The organism is Caulobacter sp. GW456-12-1-14-TSB4 (assembly GCF_059424195.1).
Genome location: NZ_JBWKZF010000002.1, coordinates 299930 through 319344, shown reverse-complemented (window position 1 = coordinate 319344; position 19415 = coordinate 299930). Strand labels below are relative to the sequence as shown.

General features: G+C 68.0%; 12 protein-coding genes. 7 read left to right on the top strand and 5 right to left on the bottom strand.

Annotation, left to right across the window (positions count from 1 at the left end):
• The 3 genes from AC07YH_RS03380 to AC07YH_RS03370 all read left to right on the top strand — a co-directional run.
• Positions 1-358: FecR family protein (locus AC07YH_RS03380; protein WP_494745598.1), on the top strand; the 358-nt coding region annotated here is incomplete at its 5' end.
• Positions 359-469: 111 nt separating this feature from the next.
• On the top strand, positions 470-3310 hold the full coding sequence (locus AC07YH_RS03375; protein WP_494745597.1) for a TonB-dependent receptor: 2841 nt from the start codon (positions 470-472) through the stop codon (positions 3308-3310).
• An 8-nt stretch (positions 3311-3318) separates the two neighbouring features.
• Positions 3319-4893, top strand: a complete 1575-nt coding sequence (locus AC07YH_RS03370) for an alkaline phosphatase D family protein (protein ID WP_494745596.1) — start codon at positions 3319-3321, stop codon at positions 4891-4893.
• Positions 4894-4911: 18 nt separating this feature from the next.
• Here the strand turns inward: AC07YH_RS03370 and mdoH are convergent, their stop codons facing one another.
• The 4 genes from mdoH to AC07YH_RS03350 form a co-directional block, all read right to left on the bottom strand.
• The gene (mdoH, locus tag AC07YH_RS03365; protein WP_494745595.1) at positions 4912-6783 is read right to left on the bottom strand and encodes a glucans biosynthesis glucosyltransferase MdoH; all 1872 of its coding nucleotides are present in this window, start codon (positions 6781-6783) and stop codon (positions 4912-4914) included.
• A gap of 202 nt (positions 6784-6985) precedes the next feature.
• Complete coding sequence (locus AC07YH_RS03360; RefSeq protein WP_494745594.1) at positions 6986-8524, bottom strand: OpgD/OpgG family glucan biosynthesis protein; 1539 nt, start codon at positions 8522-8524, stop codon at positions 6986-6988.
• 200 nt (positions 8525-8724) lie between these two features.
• Entirely contained in the window at positions 8725-11028 is a 2304-nt protein-coding gene (locus tag AC07YH_RS03355; RefSeq protein ID WP_494745593.1) for a TonB-dependent receptor, read from the bottom strand.
• Between the two features lie 102 nt (positions 11029-11130).
• On the bottom strand, positions 11131-13662 hold the full coding sequence (locus AC07YH_RS03350; RefSeq protein ID WP_494745592.1) for a TonB-dependent receptor: 2532 nt from the start codon (positions 13660-13662) through the stop codon (positions 11131-11133).
• A 264-nt stretch (positions 13663-13926) separates the two neighbouring features.
• Here AC07YH_RS03350 and AC07YH_RS03345 point away from each other — a divergent pair, with 264 nt between their 5' ends.
• From AC07YH_RS03345 to AC07YH_RS03330, 4 genes are all read left to right on the top strand, one after another.
• Complete coding sequence (locus AC07YH_RS03345; RefSeq protein ID WP_494617399.1) at positions 13927-14502, top strand: RNA polymerase sigma factor; 576 nt, start codon at positions 13927-13929, stop codon at positions 14500-14502.
• Positions 14456-15493: a FecR family protein gene (locus AC07YH_RS03340; protein ID WP_494745591.1), complete on the top strand. Its 1038-nt coding sequence runs from the start codon at positions 14456-14458 to the stop codon at positions 15491-15493. Before AC07YH_RS03345 ends, AC07YH_RS03340 begins: the two co-directional genes overlap by 47 nt.
• A 95-nt stretch (positions 15494-15588) precedes the next feature.
• Positions 15589-17070: an amidohydrolase gene (locus AC07YH_RS03335; RefSeq protein ID WP_494745590.1), complete on the top strand. Its 1482-nt coding sequence runs from the start codon at positions 15589-15591 to the stop codon at positions 17068-17070.
• An 89-nt stretch (positions 17071-17159) separates the two neighbouring features.
• Positions 17160-17372: a hypothetical protein gene (locus AC07YH_RS03330; RefSeq protein ID WP_494617384.1), complete on the top strand. Its 213-nt coding sequence runs from the start codon at positions 17160-17162 to the stop codon at positions 17370-17372.
• On the opposite strand, the gene AC07YH_RS03325 is transcribed toward AC07YH_RS03330, so the two are convergent.
• Positions 17359-19344: a calcineurin-like phosphoesterase C-terminal domain-containing protein gene (locus tag AC07YH_RS03325; protein WP_494745589.1), complete on the bottom strand. Its 1986-nt coding sequence runs from the start codon at positions 19342-19344 to the stop codon at positions 17359-17361. The two genes, AC07YH_RS03330 and AC07YH_RS03325, sit on opposite strands and share 14 nt — an antisense overlap.
• Positions 19345-19415: the final 71 nt, after the last annotated feature.

Below are 19415 nucleotides of genomic sequence, written 5' to 3'. Positions count from 1 at the left end.
GGCCTGGCGGGACGGGCAGGGCGGGACGCCGGTAGCGATCTCGGCTGGCCAGTCGGCTTTCGTCGCCGAGAGCGTCGCCCAGGCCGTCCGCGCCAAGGCCGCGCGCACCGAAGATGTGCTGGCCTGGCGGCGGGGCGAGATCGTCTTCGACGGCGATACGGTCGCGTCGGCCGTGGCCGAGTTCAACCGCTACAACGAGCGCAAGATCGAACTGGCCGATCCGGAGATCGGGCAGCGGACCATCGTCGGCTACTTCCTGATCGACCAGCCGGAGAAGTTCGCCCTGGCCGCTTCGCGCATGACCGGCGGTGCGGTGCGCGAGGATGGTCAGCGCATCGTCATCGAAAATTCACAATAAAAGCGAGGCCTTCGGAGAAGGAAAACGCGGTCGCCAAGCATCTTCCCTGCACAAGTCGACAAAAGGGGTGCGACAGTGCTTGGTCATCGCGGTAAGAATTTCATTCTATCCTTGGTTGCGTCTACCGCGATCGTTCTTCCACTGAGCGCTCACGCCGAAACTCGGCGTTTCGACATTCCCGCTCAGCCGGCCTCTAACAGTCTGCCGCAGTTCGCGCGCCAAGCGGGTCTGCAGATCCTGGCGCCCGCGCCGCTGACCCGGGGCGTGCAGACCCAGGCGGTCTCGGGCGCCTTCGAGCCACGCGCGGCGCTTGAAAAGCTATTGGCCGGCACGGGTCTTCGCATCGCCTCGCAGGACGGCGCGGTGTTCACGCTGGACGCCGGCGGCGCGCGATTTCCCGCCGGCCAAGGCGAGGACACCAACGCCGTCGACGCCCTCGTTGTTACCGGCACGGCGCTCCAGAACCAGGAAGCCATCGCCACCCGGCGCAACTCTCTGACCGTCGTCGACACCCTGACTCAGGACGACACCGGCGACCTGGCCGACCAGTCGCTGGCCGAGGCGCTGAGCCGCGTTCCCGCCGTCAGCACCATGCAGGTGCTCTACGGCGAGCAGGAGAGCCAGTACGTCGCCGTGCGGGGCATCACGCCCGACCTGAACTACGTCTCGGTCGACGGCATCGGCATGATCTCGGTCGCCAACCAGGGCGCGGGCCAGCGCCGAGTGGACCTGGCCCTGATCCCCAGCCAGGCGGCCCGCACGACCGAGATCTTCAAGACCTTCACGGCCGACCAGGACGCGGGCGCGATCGGCGGCGTGATCAACATCGTGCCCTACAGCGCCTATGGCCGGGGCAAGGACAAGTTCTACATCGACACCTTCGTCAACTACGTCACCAACAATGACGTGCCCGGCGGCAACAGCCTGGGCGGCTACAAGGACTCGCCGTGGAGCGGCGGGATCAAGGCGCTGTGGAGCCACCGCCTGGGCCCTGACGACAAGTTCGGCCTGGTGCTCAGCGGCACCTACCAGCAGCGCTCGTACGACGACGTCAAGCGCAACCCCAACGCCCGCACCTACTATACCGCGAGCGGGGCGGCCACGACGCCCGACCAACCCAACTGGAACGGCTTCGACCCCGCGCCCCAGGCGATGGTCGACTACGAATTCACCAGCTTCATCAAGACCTACGGCGGCTCGGCGACGTTTGAGTTCAAGCCGTCGGACCGCTGGTACAGCTCGCTGATGGTCTATGACTACAAGCAGACCGAGGACCAGACGAACAACGTCTTCACCCTGCGCGCCTTCGCCAACCTGTCCAACCAGACCCAGCACACCGGCACGCTGAAGGTCCCCGACGTCCGGACGGCCTTCAATTACGACCGCTTCGAGAACGAGGCCCGGGGCGCGCTGTTCAAGACCCGCTACGACATCGATGAGCGGACCAATATCGAGTTCCGCGCCGGCTACAACACCAACACCTTCTACGACCTGGAATGGGCCAACGCCTACCAGGCCAAGCCGACGAACCTGTCGATCAACTACGACATGGGCCATCCGTCGGTGCGGTTCACGCTGGACGGTACGGAGGGGCTGACCGATCCGGCCAAGTATTCGCTGCTCACCGCCGGGGACACCCTGACCAAGGCCAAGGGCACGGCCACCGAGTTCAAGCTCGACTTCACCCGCAACTTCGACGCCGACAGCCTGGGCTTCGGCTACAAGGCCGGGGTCGGGTCTCGCCGGTTCGAGATCGATCGCAACCTGGATCAGACCGTCTACACGCCGGGCAAATCGACCCTGGTCGGCTATGACTACACGCCGAGCGGCTATCGGCCGTGGCTGTGGAACTATCCGGTGGTGTGGGTGAACTACGCCAAGTTCCGCCAGGACATCCTGCCGACCCTGGCGACCAACGCCGCCTCGTCGGCCAGCGCCTCGCTGGCCTCGGACTACCGCTATGATGAGACGATCTCGTACGGCTACGTCTCGGCGCTCTACGCCCTGGCTCGCACACGCTTCATCGGCGGCCTGCGCCTGGACGCGGCCGACTATTCGGCCGACGTGCCGGTGTCGGTGGGCGGCGTCTTCAAGCCAGGCGCGACCCGCTATAAGGGCGACTACACGCACCTGCTGCCGTCGTTCAACATGGTCCACGACTTCAGCGACAATCTGCGCCTGAAGGCCGGTTACAGCCGCACCCTGGGCCGCCCCGCGCCCGAGGACATCGCCCAGGCCGAGACTCGCAATGACGTGAGCTTCACGATCTCGCGCGGCAATCCCGACCTGAAGCCGCGCCGGGCCGACAACTTCGACCTGACGCTGGAGACCTATTTCAATGGCTCCAAGGGATTGGCCAGCATCGGCGGCTTCGCCAAGTCGGTGAAGGACGACATCTATGCGCTGAAGGAGGAGGAGCTGATCGACGGCTTCCGCTACACGATCAGCACCCCGATGAACGCCAACAAGTCGACGCTGCGTGGGATCGAGGTCCAGTACATCAACAACGCCCTGCCGGGTCTGCCCGGTCCGCTGAAGGACAAGGTCGGCGTCGCGCTGAACGCCACGCGCACCTGGGGCGACATGGACTACATCGTCGACGGCAAGGTGCTGCACATCGACCGACTGCTGTACCAGCGCAACTGGATGGCCAACGCGGCGGTGTTCTACAAGCTTCCGCACGATGGCGAGGCGCGGGTCGGCTATAACTGGGGCGACGCCTACTACGACGGTATCGGCGCCAATCCCTGGCTGAACCGAGGTCCTGAAGCCCGCGGGCAGATGGACGCCACGGTGCGCTATCGCATCGCCGGCGACTGGATCGTCAAGCTGCAGGCCAAGAACATCCTCAACGAGGACCTCTACCTGGGCTACGACGCGAACCTGAAGGAACGCCGGGCCGAGATGAAGAAGGGGCAGTCCTTCTTCCTCAACGTGATCTACCGTCCGTGAGCGCCGACATGACGATGCAACGCAGGCGCCTGATCCAGGCCGGCGGCCTCGCGCTGCTGGCGAGCGCCGCCTCCGGTCCCGTCTGGTCGCAGAGCCTGGGCGCCTATCCGTTCACGCTGGGCGTGGCCTCGGGCGATCCCGCGCCCGACGGCTTCGTCATCTGGACGCGGCTGGCGACCCGGCCGCTGGAGCTGGGGGGCGGCATGCCCTCGCGCATCGTGCCCGTGGGCTGGGAAGTCGCCGAGGACGAGGGATTCACCCGCATCGTCGCCACCGGCAAGGCCACGGCGCGGCCGGAGTTGGGTCATTCGGTCCATGTTGAGGTCGAGGGCCTGAAGTCAGGTGCGCGCTACTGGTACCGCTTCTCGGCCGCCGGCGAGACCAGCCGGGTCGGTACGGTACGCACAACGCCCGCCGCTGGCGCCCGCGCCGACCGTCTGCGGATCGGCGTGGCCGGTTGCCAGCACTACGAGGCGGGGCTGTTCACGGCCTACAAGCATCTGAGCCAGGAGCCAGACCTCGACGTCGTCTTCCACTATGGCGACTACATCTACGAAGGCGCGGGCGGGAAGGGCTGTCCGGTCAGCAAGGACGCGGCCGCCAAGGGGAGGGTCTGCTTCCGCGAGCACGCCGGCGGCGAAATCTATTCGCTGGACGACTACCGCCGCCGCTACGCCCAGTACAAGACCGACCCGGACCTGCAGGCCGCTCACGCGGCCGCCGCCTTCCTGTCCTCGTATGACGACCACGAGGTCGACAACAACTGGGCCGGAGACGACGATCAGGACGCCACACCGCAGGAAATCTTCCGCCTGCGCCGGGCGGCGGCCATGCAGGCCTGGTATGAGAACATGCCGGTGCGGCGGTCGTCGTTCCCGGTCGCCGGCGCCCTGCGCATGCATCGCCGGATCGACTGGGGCGACCTGTTGCGTGTCCAGGTGCTGGACACCCGCCAGTTCCGCAGCGGCCAGATTTGCGGGGCAAAGGCGCTGGACCGCTGCTTGCCGGTGGGATCGAACCCGCGCCCGACCATCCTGGGTGAGACCCAGGCGGCCTGGCTGGAGCAAGGTTTGAGCGGTGGCCAGCGCTGGAACCTGCTGGCCCAACAGGTGATGGTCATGCCGTTCCTTTATCCCGCCGCGCGCGGCGCGGGCCGCACCAATCTCGACAGCTGGAGTGGCTATGCCGCCAGCCGTGAGCGTCTGGTTTCAGCCATCCAGGCCCGCAAGCTGACCAATGTCGTCATCGCCACCGGCGATGTGCATCAGCATCACGCCGGCGTGGTGCCGGCCCGGGAAGGGGCGTGGGACAGCCCAGCCGTCGCGACCGAGTTCGTCTCGACCTCGATCAGCTCGGGTGGCGACGGCGTCGTCCTGTCGGACGAGTGGAAAGGCGCGCCCGCCGATAACCCGCACTGCAAGCTGTTCGACGCCCGACGCGGCTATCAGCTGTTCGATATCGGCCGCGACGTCTGGCGCACCGACGTCAAGGTGGTCGATCGGGTCACGAGCCCCGGCGGGTCGCTGTCGACGATCGCCCGCTTCGCCGTCGAGCCCGGCCGGGCGGGCCTGTCCTCGGCCTGAACGCACTTGGTCGTGAGGCTAGGTCGAGGTGTGGTTCCGTCGCCGCGTGACCACATTGGCCCGTGCCCGCGTCAGGATGGCGTCGGAGCCATAGACCAGGGCCGGTTGGCCCAAGAGCTTCTCGATCGTCCGGCGGACCGGGGTCTCTCGGTCATAGGCGGCGCGCAGTTCGGCGGCGCGCAGGGCCACGCGGGGCGGGCGGCGCTCCTCGGGGGTCTGGAACAAGCCCAGGAAGTCGCCGATGTGCGGCTGCGACAAGAAAAGCGCCAGCGGGGCCGAGAGGATCAGGCCCAGATAGACCGGGCTGGACCACCAGAACATCACCGGGTCCAGGGCGAAGACCAGAGCCGCGGCGGCGACGCCGATGCCCATGTGGGCGCGGTGTACTCGCCAGGCCTCGCGCTTGGTCAGGCGGCCGGGGTCGCGCTGCTGTGTCGCCCAGCCGGCGTCGCGGCCGATCAGCACCTGCAGCACCGAGACGCTCTGCATCAGCATCAGCACGGGGGCGACCAGGGCCGACAGGACGATCTCCATCAGCATGCTGGCGACGAAGCGATAGCCGCCGCCGAACGCCTGACGCTGAGCGCCGCTGCGCAGGATCAGCGCCGCCGCCATCAGCTTGGGCGCGATCAGCAGGGCCATGGTCAGGCCCCACAGCCAGGCGGCGGCGTCGGCGCGGATCAACGCCGAAGCGCCGCCTTGCTCCATCCAGACCCCGGCGCCGGCGATCAGCAGGAACAGCCACAGCGGCGAGGTGGCGTAGGACAGCACGCCCCGCAGCAGGTGCAGGCGGCTGACCCAGTGCAGGCCCTTGGCGCCGATCACGCCCAGGTGCTGCAGGTTGCCCTGGCACCAGCGGCGGTCACGGATGGCCATGTCAAGGATCGTGGGCGGGGTCTCCTCGTAGGAGCCGTGCAGGTCGGTCGCCAGACCGATCTTCCAGCCGCCCCGGCGCATCAGGGCCGCCTCGACGAAATCGTGGCTCATGATGTGGCCGCCGAACGGACGGCGACCTGGCAGGTGCGGCAGGCCCGCCTGCTCGGCGAAGGCGCGCGTGCGGATGATGGCGTTGTGGCCCCAATAGTTGCCTTCGGCGCCCGACCACCAGTCCTGGCCGGCCGCCAGCATCGAGCCATAGGCGCGCGAGGCGAACTGCTGCAGGCGGGCGAAAGGCGTCTCGCCGTTAATGATCGAGGGCGAGGTCTGCAGGAGGCCCAGCTTCGGATCGCGCTCCATGCGGTGGGTCAGGCGGATGATGGTGTCGCCGGTCATCAGGCTGTCGGCGTCCAGGATCAGGAACTGCTCGTAGGATCCGCCAAAGCGCTCGACCCACTCGGCGATGTTGCCGGCCTTGCGGTCGGTGTTCTTGACCCGGCGGCGGTAGAAGATCCGAGCCTTGGAGCCCAGCCGCGCGCGCAGCCGCAGGACGCCGACGGCCTCTTCGCGCGCGACGCTTTCGACCCGCGTGTCGCTGAGCACGAAGAAGTCGTAGAGCTCGGCTACCTCGCGCTGATCGAGCTCCTCGTACATGGCCTGGATGGCGGCCAGGATGCGGCCGGGATCCTCGTTATAGGTCGGGGCCAGCAGGGCGGTGCGGGTCATGATCACCGGCTGCGGCTGCTCGCGGCCTTCGGCGCCGCGCCAGCAGGTCCAGAAGCCGCCGACGGCGCTCATGAAGGCGAAGGCCACCCAGGCGAACAGCAGGACGAACAGGCTGAAGGCGATCCCATCGACCAGTGTCAGGCCGCCGGGCGAGAACAGCATCGCGGTGATCGCCGCCGTCGCCGCGGTCAGGACGCCCGATCCGGCCAGCAGGACCCAGCGGCGTCCGGAGATGTCCGTGCTGGTCACCGGGGTCAGCCGGCCCTTGCGCAAGTCTTGCGGAGGCATGGCCACGGGCTTCTCGGCCGGGATGAACTCGGCGAACGAAACGGGCGCGGGCCTGGCCGGCGTAGGGGCCAGTTTCAGCGCGGGGAGGGGACGGGCGCTCCTGCGCCGCGGGGAAGACAACAAAGCCACTATACTCTTGGTTCGGGGGCGGCGGGGCGCGGTTGCTCTCGAGAAGGCCAAGTTCTCGACGGCCAGGTTGGTTTCATGGAGAGGTCGGAAAAATCAGCGCCGTCCACGTTTCGCTTATTGGACGCCCATGTTGCCGCAAGATTACGCGGACATCGGCGGGTTCCGCGCCATCGCAGACCACATCGAAGGTCACCCGCCACAAAGCGTCGTTCTCGGCCTCGTGGCGCGCGCCCGGATAGTGGGAGAGCTGGCTGATCTTGCCGTTGCGGGCCGTGACGTCGGCCTCGATGTCGATCGCCGTGCGCAGAGCAAGCAAGTTGGCGCCCCGGAACTCGATGGCGATCCTGCGGCCCTCGGTCACCAGTTCGCCCCCCGGCTGACCTGGTCGGCCCGAGCGGGTGGCCACGACCGTGGCGAGGTCCGTGTCGGGCGCGTCGCTCGTCCAGCGCAGGCGGTAGTTCAGCGCGACATGGCTCCCGGCCTTGACCGGCGCGGCCGGCGTCCAGAAGGCGACGATGTTGTCGTTGGTCTCGCTGTCGGTGGGGATTTCGACCAGGCGGACCGAGCCCTTGCCCCAGTCGCCGATCGGCTCGACCCAGACACTGGGCCGGCGTTCGGAAGCGGCCTGCTCGTCGTGATAGTGCTCGAAGTCGCGGTCGCGCTGGATCAGGCCGAAGCCCTTGGGGTTCTCGTCGCTGAACACGCTGGTGACCACGCGCTTGGGACTGGAGAGCGGCCGCCAGATGCGTTCGCCCGCGCCGGTCCAGATCGCCAGGCCGTCGGAATCGTGGATTTCGGGCCGCCAGTCGACCGCCGGGTTGGCGCGGTCTTCGCCATACCAGAACATGCTGGTCAGCGGCGCGAAGCCAGGCTGGTCGAACGCGCGGCGGAAATAGACGCTGGCCTGGACGGTCTGGGTCAGGGCCAGGCCGTCGCGTTCATTGACGAACTTGTAGGCTCCGACGATGCCGGGACTTTCCATCAGGGCGTGGATGACCAGGCGGCCGGCGTTGTCGCGCTCCAGCCAGACCTCGCGCCAGTCGGGGAATTCCTCGGGCTGGACGGCGTAGGTGTCGGCGGCGATCGCGCGGGCCGACAGGCCGTACTGGCCGAACGGGGCCGGGGAGCGGAAGTACGAGGCGCCGTGGAAGACCAGCCATTCGCCCCGGTCGTCGCGACTGATGGCCCGGAAGCCCGAGAAGCCGGCCTTGGCGGGCAGGGCGCGCAATGGGCTGTCTACCCGCGAGGAGAACATGGTCGGGTCATAGGCCAGCGGCCGGGCGCGGCCGTTCTCGACCAGGTTGATGGCCACGGTCTTGGAGACGCCTCGGCTGAGCGGGAAGAGCTCGATACCCCAGTCGCCGCCCCACAGCGGCACCTTCGTCCGATAGAAACCGACCGCCTGAGCGGCGTCGTAGTCCATGGCCTGGACTTGAGGCGGTGGCGGGGGCGGCGCGACATAGGCGCGGCTGGCCAGGGCGCGGGCGCGGCGTTGGACGACGTCGAACGAGAAGCTCGCGGAGCGAGCGTCGGCCGGACCGGACGGCAGACTGGAGGCGACCGCGCCTCCAGCCAGAAGCGTCAGGGCGGCGCGGCGATCAAGCAGGGACAATAGAAACCTCGGGCGGATACCGACTCGGCGCGCGGATAAAGGAGACTTGGGGCCGAAATGGTTCAACCCTCGACACGATAAAGTTGGTTTCAGCCGAAAATGCCTTGTGGCCAGCACGTCGCCCGGCGCGCTGGATCGGTCATGCCCACCGTGAATTGAAGGCGACGGGCGAGGCTGGACGCCCGCCCGTCGCTCAGGGGTTAGAAGCGCTTGCGGACTTGGAAGCCGGCGGTGCGCGGGTTGATGCTGACGACCTGCTTGGCGTTGTTCACCGCCGAGGTGACGCTCATCAGGCCAACTTCGTCAGTGACGTTGTTGACGAAGACATAGGCGCCCCAGTCGGCGCCTTCGACGCCGGCGCGGAGGTTGGCATAGCCGTAGTCGCCCTGCTTTTCGTAGTAGACGTAGGTCGGGCGGAACTGCGAGGCCGATTGGCCGACATAGGCGTAGTCGGCGCGCAGCAGGCCGTTCAGATCACCCTTCAGCGGCCAGGTGTACTCGACCGCCGCCGAGCCGCTGTACTTGGCGACGTTCGGGAATTCGTCGCCGCGCAGGCCCGTCGAGCCGGTGATCAGGATGGTCGAGTTGGCCTGGTCTTCCGTCAGCTTGGCGTCGACGATGGCGGCGGTGCCGCTGATCGTCAGGCCGGTGATCGGACGCGCCGTGGCCTCGACCTCGAAGCCCTTGATCCGAGCCTTGCCGGCGTTGGTCAGGTAGCTGAAGGCGCCGTTGGCGCTGGTCGCCGAGATTTGCATGTTCGACCAGTCGATCTGGTAGACGGCCGCATTCAGGGTCAGGCGTCGGTCGAACCACTGGCTCTTCACGCCACCTTCGTAGTTCCACAGGCTGTCGGGCGCGTAGCCCAAGAGCGCGCTGGCCAGGCCCGGCACGTTGTTGGCGCCGCCCGGACGGAAGCCCTTGGCCGCCACCGCGTAGACCATGACGTCGGAGGTGACCTGGTAAGAGGCGTTCAGCTTGCTGACCCAACCGTCCGCGCCGGCGTCGACCTGGGCGGCCGGACCGACATAGGACTGGGTGATGAAGTTGCTGATCAGGACCTGGCCCGAGACGGTCTTGTCGTACTTGAAGCGACGCAGGCCGCCGGTCAGGGTCAGCTTGTCGATCGGCTTCCAGGACACTTCGCCGAAGAAGGCGGTCTGCTTGGTGTCGGTGCCGACGTGGCGCCAGGCGGTCAGGTCGTTGGGGTTGATGATGCCGGTCGTGGCGTCGCCCTTGGCCACCTTGCTCTCGATGTAGTCTTCACGCTTTTCGAGATAGACGCCGGCCGTCCAGTCGACCTTGTCCTCGAACAGCGAGCCGGTCATGCGCAGTTCGTGGTTCCACGAGGTCAGGCCCATCGGCTGGTAGAGCGCGCCCGGGGTGCGGCTGTCGGCATAGGCGGTGTACTGGGCCAGCTGCGCCGCCGTACAGGCCGGGTTCGTCGCGCCCGTCGCGGCCGGACCGCCGGCGATATAGTTGCGGCACGAGGTGGCGTTGGCGCGGCTGCCCGACAGGGTGGGGCTGTAGTCCGAGTTCCGCAGCAGGGTCCACTTGTAGTAGGACGAGGTCGCCGTGACCGTGGCGAAGTCCAGGTCCCACTTGCCCGTGACGTTGTACATCCGCAGGTTATCGCTGGTCGGGGCGATGACGCGGGCGTTGGTCGAATAGGCGTCCTTGCCCAGCGCCGGATACCAGCTGTTCTGCCCGTCCAGGGTGGTCTTCTGATAGAGGCCGGAGGCGTTGATCGTCAGGTTCTCGGTGGGCGTGAAGCCCAGCATCAGGCGACCGCCGCTGGAGTGCTGATCGTTGATGTCCTTCTTGTTCAGCAGGACGTCGTCGACATAGCCGCCGCCCTCGGTCTTGTAGAGCACCAGGCGCGCGGCCAGCTTGTCTTCGATCAGGGGCACATTGACCATGCCCTTCACCGAATAGCCGTTGCTGCCGCCCTTGGTGCTGGTGCCTTGGGCCTCGACCGCGCCGGCGTAGCGGCTGGTGTCGGGCTTGTTGAGGATCACGCGCAGGGTGCCGCCCATCGAGCCCGAGCCGTACAGCGTGCCTTGCGGACCGCGCAGGACCTCGATGCGCTCGGCGTCGAACAGGTTGACGTCGGCGCTGGTCGAGCTGGCGTCGGCGGTGGTGCCGGCCGGACCGGTCAGCGGGGTTTCGTCGTAATAGAGGCCGACGGTGGCTTCACCGGCGCTGCGCACGCCGCGCAGGGTCAGACGGCGGCTGGTCGGCGAGTTGCCGTCGACCTGCAGGTTCGGGACGGTGCGGAAATAGTCCTGGATGCCTTGTGCGCCCAGCGCCTGCAGCGACTTCTCGGTGACCGCGCTGACGCTGATCGGGGTGGTCTGGACGGTGGTGGAGCGCTTCAGCGCCGTGACGACCACTTCCTCGATCTGGGCGCTTTCGGGCGCCTGCTGGGCGAAGGCCTGGCCCGCCACCAGGCTGGTCAGCGCGCTGGCGCTCAGGGCCAGGGCGCGAAGGCCGCGAAACTGCATCATTGTTGATCCCCTTTTGACGGCGCGCTCGACGGCGGCCTGTAGGATCAGACGCAAGGTCGGAGGGCTTCCTCACCTGGCGCATGCGAAAAAGGCGACGCCTGATCAAAAGCGTCGTTCGATGCTCACACGGAGGGTGCGCGGCGCCGCGCCGAAGTACTCGACCGGCCCCGAGGTGTTGCGCGCGGCGTTGGCGCGGCCGGCTCGGTCCAGCAGGTTGTCGACCGACAGGTCGAGGGTCCAGGCGGGGTGCTCCAGGCTGAAGCTGGCGCCGAAGACGGCGTAGCCGCCCATCTTCAGATAGTCGCTGTTGCCCGCGTTGAACGCCGATCGCGCCGTGCCCGCATAGGAGCCGTCGAACCGCAGCCGCCCCGTCAGGTCGCTGGACAACACCCAGCGGCGCTGCATCGAGGCCGAGGCGGTCTTGCGGGGCACCGTGGGCAGCCGGTCGCCCTCAAGGCCCAGGCCGATCGCGGTGTTGGTCAGCTGGTCGGCGGTCAGGCGCGCGTCGGTCAAGGTCAGGGCGCCGGCCAGGTCCCAGCCCAGCACGCGTTGCGCGGCGGCCTCGAACTCCAGCCCGTGAATCCGCGCGGCGCCGACATTGGTGACGTAGTTGAAGGCGCGGTTCTGGGTCTGGGCGGCGTACTGCATGTCGCGCCAGTCGATATGATAGAGCGCCACGTTGGCCGTGAAGCGCCGGTCGGTGCTCTGGGCCTTCAGGCCCAGCTCGTAGTTGTTCAGGCGATCCGAGCGATAGACCGCCAAACCCTCCGGCAGGCCGGGCACCACATTGACGCCGCCGGGACGGAAGCCTTGCGAAATCTGGGCGTAGCCGAACAGGCCCGGCGCGAACTGCCGGCTGGCCAGGGCCTTCAGGCTCCAGCCCCGCTCATGGGTCCGGGCGTCGATCGCGTAGTCGGCCCAGGTGCCGGAGATGACATTGGCGATCTGCACCGCGCCCCGGTCGCGCTTGACGTAGTCGAACCGTCGCGCCCCCAGGGTCAGCTGCGTTTCCGGCGCGATGGCGTAGGAGACCTCGCCGAAGACAGCGCTCTGGGAGAGGTGGTTCTCGATACTGCGTCGGCCGATCAGCGCCGGCGGTTCGGTCAGGGCGCCGGTCAGGGGATCGACGTGCCGGACCTGGCTGTCGATGGAGTCGCCCCGCACCTCGCGATAGGCGCCCAGCGTCCAGGTCAGCGGGCCGTCGCCGACGGACGAGGCGCGGATCTCGTGGATCTGCGCGGTCAGCTCCGCCGGCTGGTTGAGGATCGCCGGATAGACGCTGTCGACATAGGCCGAATAGCTGGCCATCTGCGTGGCGTCGCAGGCCACGGAGAACATCCGCAGGCAGCCGGCCGCGTTGGTCCGCTCGCCGATCAGCACGCCGCTGTAGTCGGAGCGGCGGGTCAGCCGCCAGCGGTACCAGGACGACACCGCCGTGATGTCCACCGCGTCGCCGCGCCACTTCAGGGTCGCCGCCGCCAGGTCGATATCGCCGTCGAACGGCGCGCGGGCGGCGTGGACGGTCCGCCACGGGCCGGCGGTGTCGTTCCAGGCCGAGATGTCATCGCGATGGCTATTCTGATGCGTGGCCGATACCAGGGCCGAGAACCGCGGCCCCGGCGCCCACAGCGTCGCCAGCCGCACGCCGCGCACGCGGGAGGCGTCGACATCCTTCAGGCCTAGCCGGACATTGTCGATCACGCCGGGCTGCCTCTGATCATACGCCGTCAGGCGCACGGCCAGAGTTTCGGGGATGATGACGGCGTTCAGCGCCGCGTTCGCCCCGCCGCCTTGCCCGCCGTGGGCGGCGGACGACAGCGAAGCGCCGATCGAGGCCGCATCGTCCGAAAGGTCCGGACGCTTGAACAGGATCCGCAACGCCCCGCCCATCGCGCCTGAGCCGTAGAGCGTGCCCTGCGGTCCTCGCAGAAGCTCGATGCGGTCGACGTCGACCAGGGCAAGCTCCGGCGCCATCACCCCGGGATCGGCCGTGGTGCCGACCGGCCCGGTCATTGGCGTCTCGTCGTAATAGAGCCCCGTCGTCGCTTCGCCGGCGCCATAGACGCCGCGCAGCACCAGGCGGCGGCCAAAGGCCGTGGAGACAAGTTTCAGCCCCGGCAGCAGCGGCGCGGCCTTCTCCAGATCGAGGACGCCCAGGCGCGATACCTGTTCGCCGGAGATCACAGTCATGCTGATCGGCGTCTGCTGGATCAGGCTGGAGCGCTTCAACGCCGTGACGACGACCGACTCGATCGCGACCGGCGGCGAGGGCGGGGCAGGGGGCGCATCGGGCGTAGCGGCCTCGACAGGCTTGGCGGCCGGCACGATGAGGAAGCTGCGGCCTTCCAGGCGCACGGCCAGCCCCGATCCCGAGAGCAGGCGCTGCAGCGCCGCTTCGGCCGTGAACACGCCGTTCAGGCCGGGGCTGCGCTTGCCCTGGGTCAGGGCGGTGGAGAACAGGATCTCGCGGTCGCTGCGCAGGGCCAGCTGGTTCAGGGCCTGACCCAGCGGTTGGGCGGCGATGTCGAAGCGGTAGGTCGAGTCAGGCCGTCGAGGGGCCCTGGCCTCCGCCGCCACGGGCGACGCCGTCAGGGCCGTGGCGCAGAGCAGGGCCATGACGGCGCCGCGCCTCATGGACGCTTCCGAGCCTCTGGACCTGGGCAACAACGAATCCCGACCTCCCCAACGACCTGGACATCACGCCGTCGAAGGCGCGCACCATGCCGCATTTCGCCGGACGGCCATGCTTCGCAGCGCGCCCTGACGCCCCAAGATCGCGTGTTGCATAGGCAATAGGCAACAGGCCACGGGTTGCGTCGCGGTTCCTTCACCCTGATCGCGTCCCTTGACACAGGCGGGAACGCAATTTCACCTGACTGTCATGTTGGGGCCGACACAGTGATATGGGGCGCTAAGCCTTCCAAGCTTCCCGAGCAGGTCGCCGACCTGTCGGACTGCGGCGCGCGTTTTACGCCGGCGCTGCGGGCGTTCTTCTCCCGTCGGGCCAACGCCAACGACGTCGAGGACCTGGTGCAGGAGGTTCTTCTCCGTATCCAGAAGCGCCAGCCGGGTGCTGTCGTGACCAATGTCGAGGGTTATCTCTTCGAGGTCGCGGCCAATGTGCTGATCGATCGCGGACGCCGCGACCGCACCCGCAGGCGCTCCGATCACTGCGAACTGCAAGAAATTCATCACCCCGTTGATGATATGTCGCCCGAACGCGTCTTACAGGGACGTGAGAAGATGGCGCGCGCCATGGCGGCTCTCAACGAGCTGCCGGAACGCACGCGTCAGGTTTTCATCCTCGTGCGCTTCGAGGAGATGAGCTACAAGCGCGTCGCCCAGCGCCTGGGGGTTTCCGTCAGCGCTGTCGAGAAACATGTGATGAAGGCGCTGCGTCATCTGCACGCGCGTCTGCGAGACCAGGATGACGTCGACCACGTCGGGCAAAGAGATACACGACGACCCGGATAGCGCCGCCGCTCAATGGTTCGCGCGACTGCAAGGTGACGACGTGGCCCCGCGCGTGCGACGGGAGTTCGAGCGCTGGCTAAAGGCCGACGCGCGTAACGCCATGGCCTGGGACGATCTCAACGGCACCTGGAACAGCTTTTCCGACCTCGAGAATGATCCGGGCTTCGCGGCTCTGCGCGCCGACGCGCTGAACGCCGGCGACACGCGCCCGCACCTGAACCGCCGGACCCTGGGCCTGGCCGCCGCCGGTCTGGTCGCCGCCGTCGGCGGGGCCGTGGTCGGCAAGCGCTGGCTGGGCGGCGACGCCACGCCGGCTTCGCCTCCGGAGGAGCCGGTGTTCAGCACCGCCGTCGGCGAAAGCTCGACCTTCCGTCTCGCCGATAATTCGGTCGTGACGCTCAGCACGGACTCTTCCGTGCGGGTGAACCACTGGGCCGAGGAGCGCCGTCTGACGCTGCTGCGCGGCCAGGCCTTTTTCCAGGTCGCCAAGGACGCCTCGCGTCCGTTCGTGGTCGCGGCCGGCGACAAGCGGGTGACCGCCGTCGGCACCGCCTTCGACGTGCGCATGGAGCCGGGCAAGCTGTCGGTGACCTTGGTCGAAGGTCGCGTGCGCATCGCCGCTGATGAACCGAAGGGCGAGCGCCGCGTCGAGATGTCGGCTGGCTCGCGCTTCGTGGCCGCCGAGCCCGCCGACTGGGCGATCTCCAGCGTCGACACCGCCAAGGAATCCGCCTGGCTGAAAGGCCGGCTGGTGTTCGACGGCGAGCCGCTGTCGGCCGTCATCGCCGAGATGAACCGCTTCTCCGAGCGCAAGCTGTCGCTGTCCGACCCCGCCCTCGGGGCCACGCCGGTCAGCGGCGTGTTCAAGACCGGCCAGATCGACGCCTTCGTGGCCGCGCTCAAGACCTATGGCCTGGCCGATGTCGGCCACGCCGACGATCAGCAGGTCGAGCTGGTGCGCCCGCGCCCGACACGCGGCGCGGCCGAATAAAATTTATCCACCCCAGGTGAGGGGCGGCGATCGCCCTACGTCGTATAGGTGGGCGCCCGTCGGCGCCGACCTTCGCCACCGGGGAAACCGTTCCAATGAAGCTGTCCGCTCTGAAGCTCGCCCTCCTGTCCGCCAGCATGGCGACGGGCGTGCTCGCGACCCAGGCCCACGCCGCGCCGCTGACCGACGCCGGCCGCACCCAGATCCTGAAGGCCGTCGACGCCGACGCCCCGCAGATCCAGGACGCGGCCCTGAAGATCTGGGGCTTCGCCGAGGTCGGCTACCAGGAGGTCAAGAGCTCGGCCCTGCTGCAAGGCCAGCTGAAGACCGCCGGTTTCGACGTGAAGGCCGGCGTCGCCGGTGAGCCGACCGCCTTCGTGGCCAGCTTCAAGAACGGCGCGGGCCCGGTCATCGCCATCCTGGCCGAGTTCGACGCCCTGCCGGGCCTGGCCCAGACGGCCGAGCCGACGAAGACCGGCATCCCCGGCCAAGTCGCCGGCCATGGCTGCGGCCACAACCTGTTCGGCGCCGCCTCGGTAGGCGCGGCCGTCGCCATCAAGGACTGGATGGTCAAGAACAACATCAAGGGCGAGCTGCGCGTGTTCGGCACGCCCGCCGAGGAAGGCGGCTCGGGCAAGGTCTATCTGGTCCGCGACGGCCTGTTCAACGACGTCGACGCCACGCTGCACTGGCACCCGGCCAATGAGAACTCGGCCGTCCAGGGCGTGTCGATGGCCAATATCAGCGGCAAGTTCCGCTTCCACGGCATCTCGGCCCACGCCGCCGGCGCGCCTGAGAAGGGCCGCTCGGCGCTGGACGGCGTCGAGGTGATGGACGTCGCCACCAACTTCCTGCGCGAGCACACCCCCGACAAGACCCGCATCCACTACGTGATCACCGCCGGCGGCACCGCGCCGAACGTCGTGCCGGACTTCGCCGAGGTCTATTACTACGTCCGCCATCCGGATCCGGCCGTCGTCAAGGACGTCTGGTCGCGCGTCGAGAACGCCGCCAAGGGCGCGGCCCTGGCCACCGGCACGACGGTCGAGACCGAGATCACCGGCGGCGTCTACGCCCTGCTGCCCAACGACACCCTGGGCCGCGTGATGGACGCCAACCTGCGCAAGGTCGGCGGCATCACCTGGACGCCGGAAGAGATCGCCTTCGCCAAGAAGATCCAGACCAGCTTCCCCAGCGCGCCGTCGATCGACACCGTCAAGACCATCGAGCCCTACAAGGTCGAACTGGAGGGCGGCGGCGGTTCGACCGATGTCTCTGACATCAGCTGGGTCACCCCGACCGTGGGCCTGGGCACCGCCACCTTCGTGCCGGGCTCGGCGGGCCACAGCTGGCAGAACGTGGCCGCCGCCGGCTCGTCGATCGGCGTCAAGGGCGCGGTCAACGCCGCCAAGACCCTGGCCCTGACGGGCGCGGACCTGTTCTCCAACCCCGACGTGGTCAAGAAGGCCAAGGCCGAGCTGAACGAGCGTCGCGGCCCCAACTTCGCCTACAAGGCCATGCTGGGTGACCGTCCGCCGGCGCTGGATTACCGCAAGCCCGCCTCGGGCAAGGAATAACGATCGCGTCCTTCCCCGGCGATCGTCAGCGGCCGGCGCCATACCCCCTGTGCGTCGGCCGCACCTTTCTAAGCGTATTGGAGTTCCGCGTGGTTCAGACCATCACCGTCAGCCTGGAGCGTTTCGAGGCGCTCAAGGCCGCCTTGCCGGCGATCACGCGCGAGCACCTGACCGACGTCTACGGCATCAGCGAGACGACCTGGACCAAGCTGCGCAAGGGCGAGCCGGTCAAGCTCAAGACCTGGGAGCGGATCCAGGCCCGGCTGGCGCGGTATATGTTGGCCGCGCCTACTGGTTCTTGAACCTGTCCCAGTGCTCGAAGTCGAAGGTCGGCTTCGGGCGCGAGGGGCGGACCTCGAACACCAGGGTGTCGCGCGACGGTTCGCCCTGGTCGCGGGTGATGGTGACGACCGCCGTGTGCATGCCTTCGGCCAGGTCCTTGGGCAGGTCGTAGCGCCAGATGTGCGGCGAGTGGTCGGCGCGTGAGCCGCGCGGCTGCGGCGGCATCGGCGGCAGGCGTTTCTGGCGGCCTTGGACATAGCCTTGGGTCTCAGGATCGCCCGAGCGGCTCTGGATCGCGGCGCGGGCCATGGTCAGCTGACGCTGCAGGGCGAACGGGTCCGACCAGGTCGAGCCGCTGCGGACGGCTTCGCCCTTCATCTCCTGGGTGCGGGTCATCGGGACGGGCGCGGCGCCATCGACGGCGACCATCACCTTGGTCGTCGAGTCGCCCATCCAGACGTCGGCGGTCAGCCAGCTCTGGCCAGCCAGGTCGCTCGGGGTCAGCATCTTCACATCGGGCAGGTCCTGGACGCTGAGCGGCGGCACCGGATCGCGCTTGTCCTCCGGCGCGTCGCGCCAGGCGAAGATCTTGTCGGCCCAGTCGCGGAAGGCCGGCGTGCTGACCGATAGCCACATGGCCCGATCGCGCGGCAGGCCGCTGGCGCGGTAGTCGAGCGTGTAGTTCGTACCCTTCACGTCGAACTCGACATAGCCGCGTGGCGAGCCGTCGCCCTGGATGCTCATCGGCGTGCCGTCGATATCGTAGTCGCCGCCCCACCAGTCGCCGGCCACCGCGCCGGCCACCAGGTGGCGGAACGGGATGGTCGAGACGCCGACATTTTCCTTCCAGCCGGCCATCGAGTCGCCAGGGGCCATGTTCTCCAGCGTGTGGCTGTGGCCGGTCAGCGATAGCGCCGGGCGGCCCTTCACCAGGGCGTAGAGCTCGTCGAGATTGGCCGTCTGGTGCGGCTGGGACTCTGAGTTGTCGAAGCCGACGAACGGGATGTGGGCGGCGAACACCACCAGCTTCCTCGGATCGGTGGTCTTCAGCACGTTCTCGATGAAGGCCATCTGGTCGGGCAGCAGGCGACCGGCATAGGTCTTCCAGTACTGCTTGCAGAACGGCCGCTCGCGGGCCTCGCGCGGGTCCTCGCCACAGGGGAACGAGACGTTGTCCAGCACGATGAACACCGCCTGGCCCATCTCGAACGCGTAGTTGTTAGGACCGTACAGCCGCCGCCAGGTGTCGGAGCTGTCGATATCGTGGTCGGCGTCGTGGTCGTAGTCGTGATTGCCCTGCACCCACCACTGCGGAACGCCGATGGAGCCCATCACCTCGGCCGTGCGCGGGATCAGGTGCAGGTCGTCGCTGACGATGTCGCCCAGCGCCAGCAGGCAGGCCGGCTTCTTCGGCGCGTTGACCAGTTCGCGGACCAGCGAGTCGCGGACATAGCCGACCTCGATGTTCGACGCCGGCTGCACATCGCCCAGGACCGCGCAATCGAAGTTCTGACCGGTTTTTGTGGGAATGATCGGAAAGTTGATCGCCGACGGCAAAGGGCCGGTCGGCGGCAGGCCGCCATAGCGCAGTTCCTTGGGCGTGCCGGCCGGCTTGTGCTGATAGGCGAAGCGCGGGACCCAGCGCGTATCGGTGGGCACACGCCAGCCGCTGGGCTGGATCACGAACACCGCCATGTCCGGACGGACGGGCAGGGCGTAGCGGCCGGCCTTGTCGGTCAGCTCCACTTCGCGGCTGTTGGAGACCTTCACGCCCGGCACGCCGCGCTCGCCCGCATCCAGGCGGCCGTTGTGGTTCGTATCGTCGAACACCACGCCGGCGATGGTCTTGTCGTCTGCTCGCGCGTCGCGGCGCACGTCGATGTCGGCGAAATAGGGCGCGGTCGGATCCGGCGCGGCGGCCAGGGCGGCGCTGGCGCAGCCGCCGAGAATCGTCGCGCACAGCAGGGCGATCAGCAGGGAAGTCTTGGTCACCACGGGCCTCTTCGCTTGAAGACGTCCTTCTTTGACGGACGTCTGACACACCCCGATGAAGCCGCGCGCGC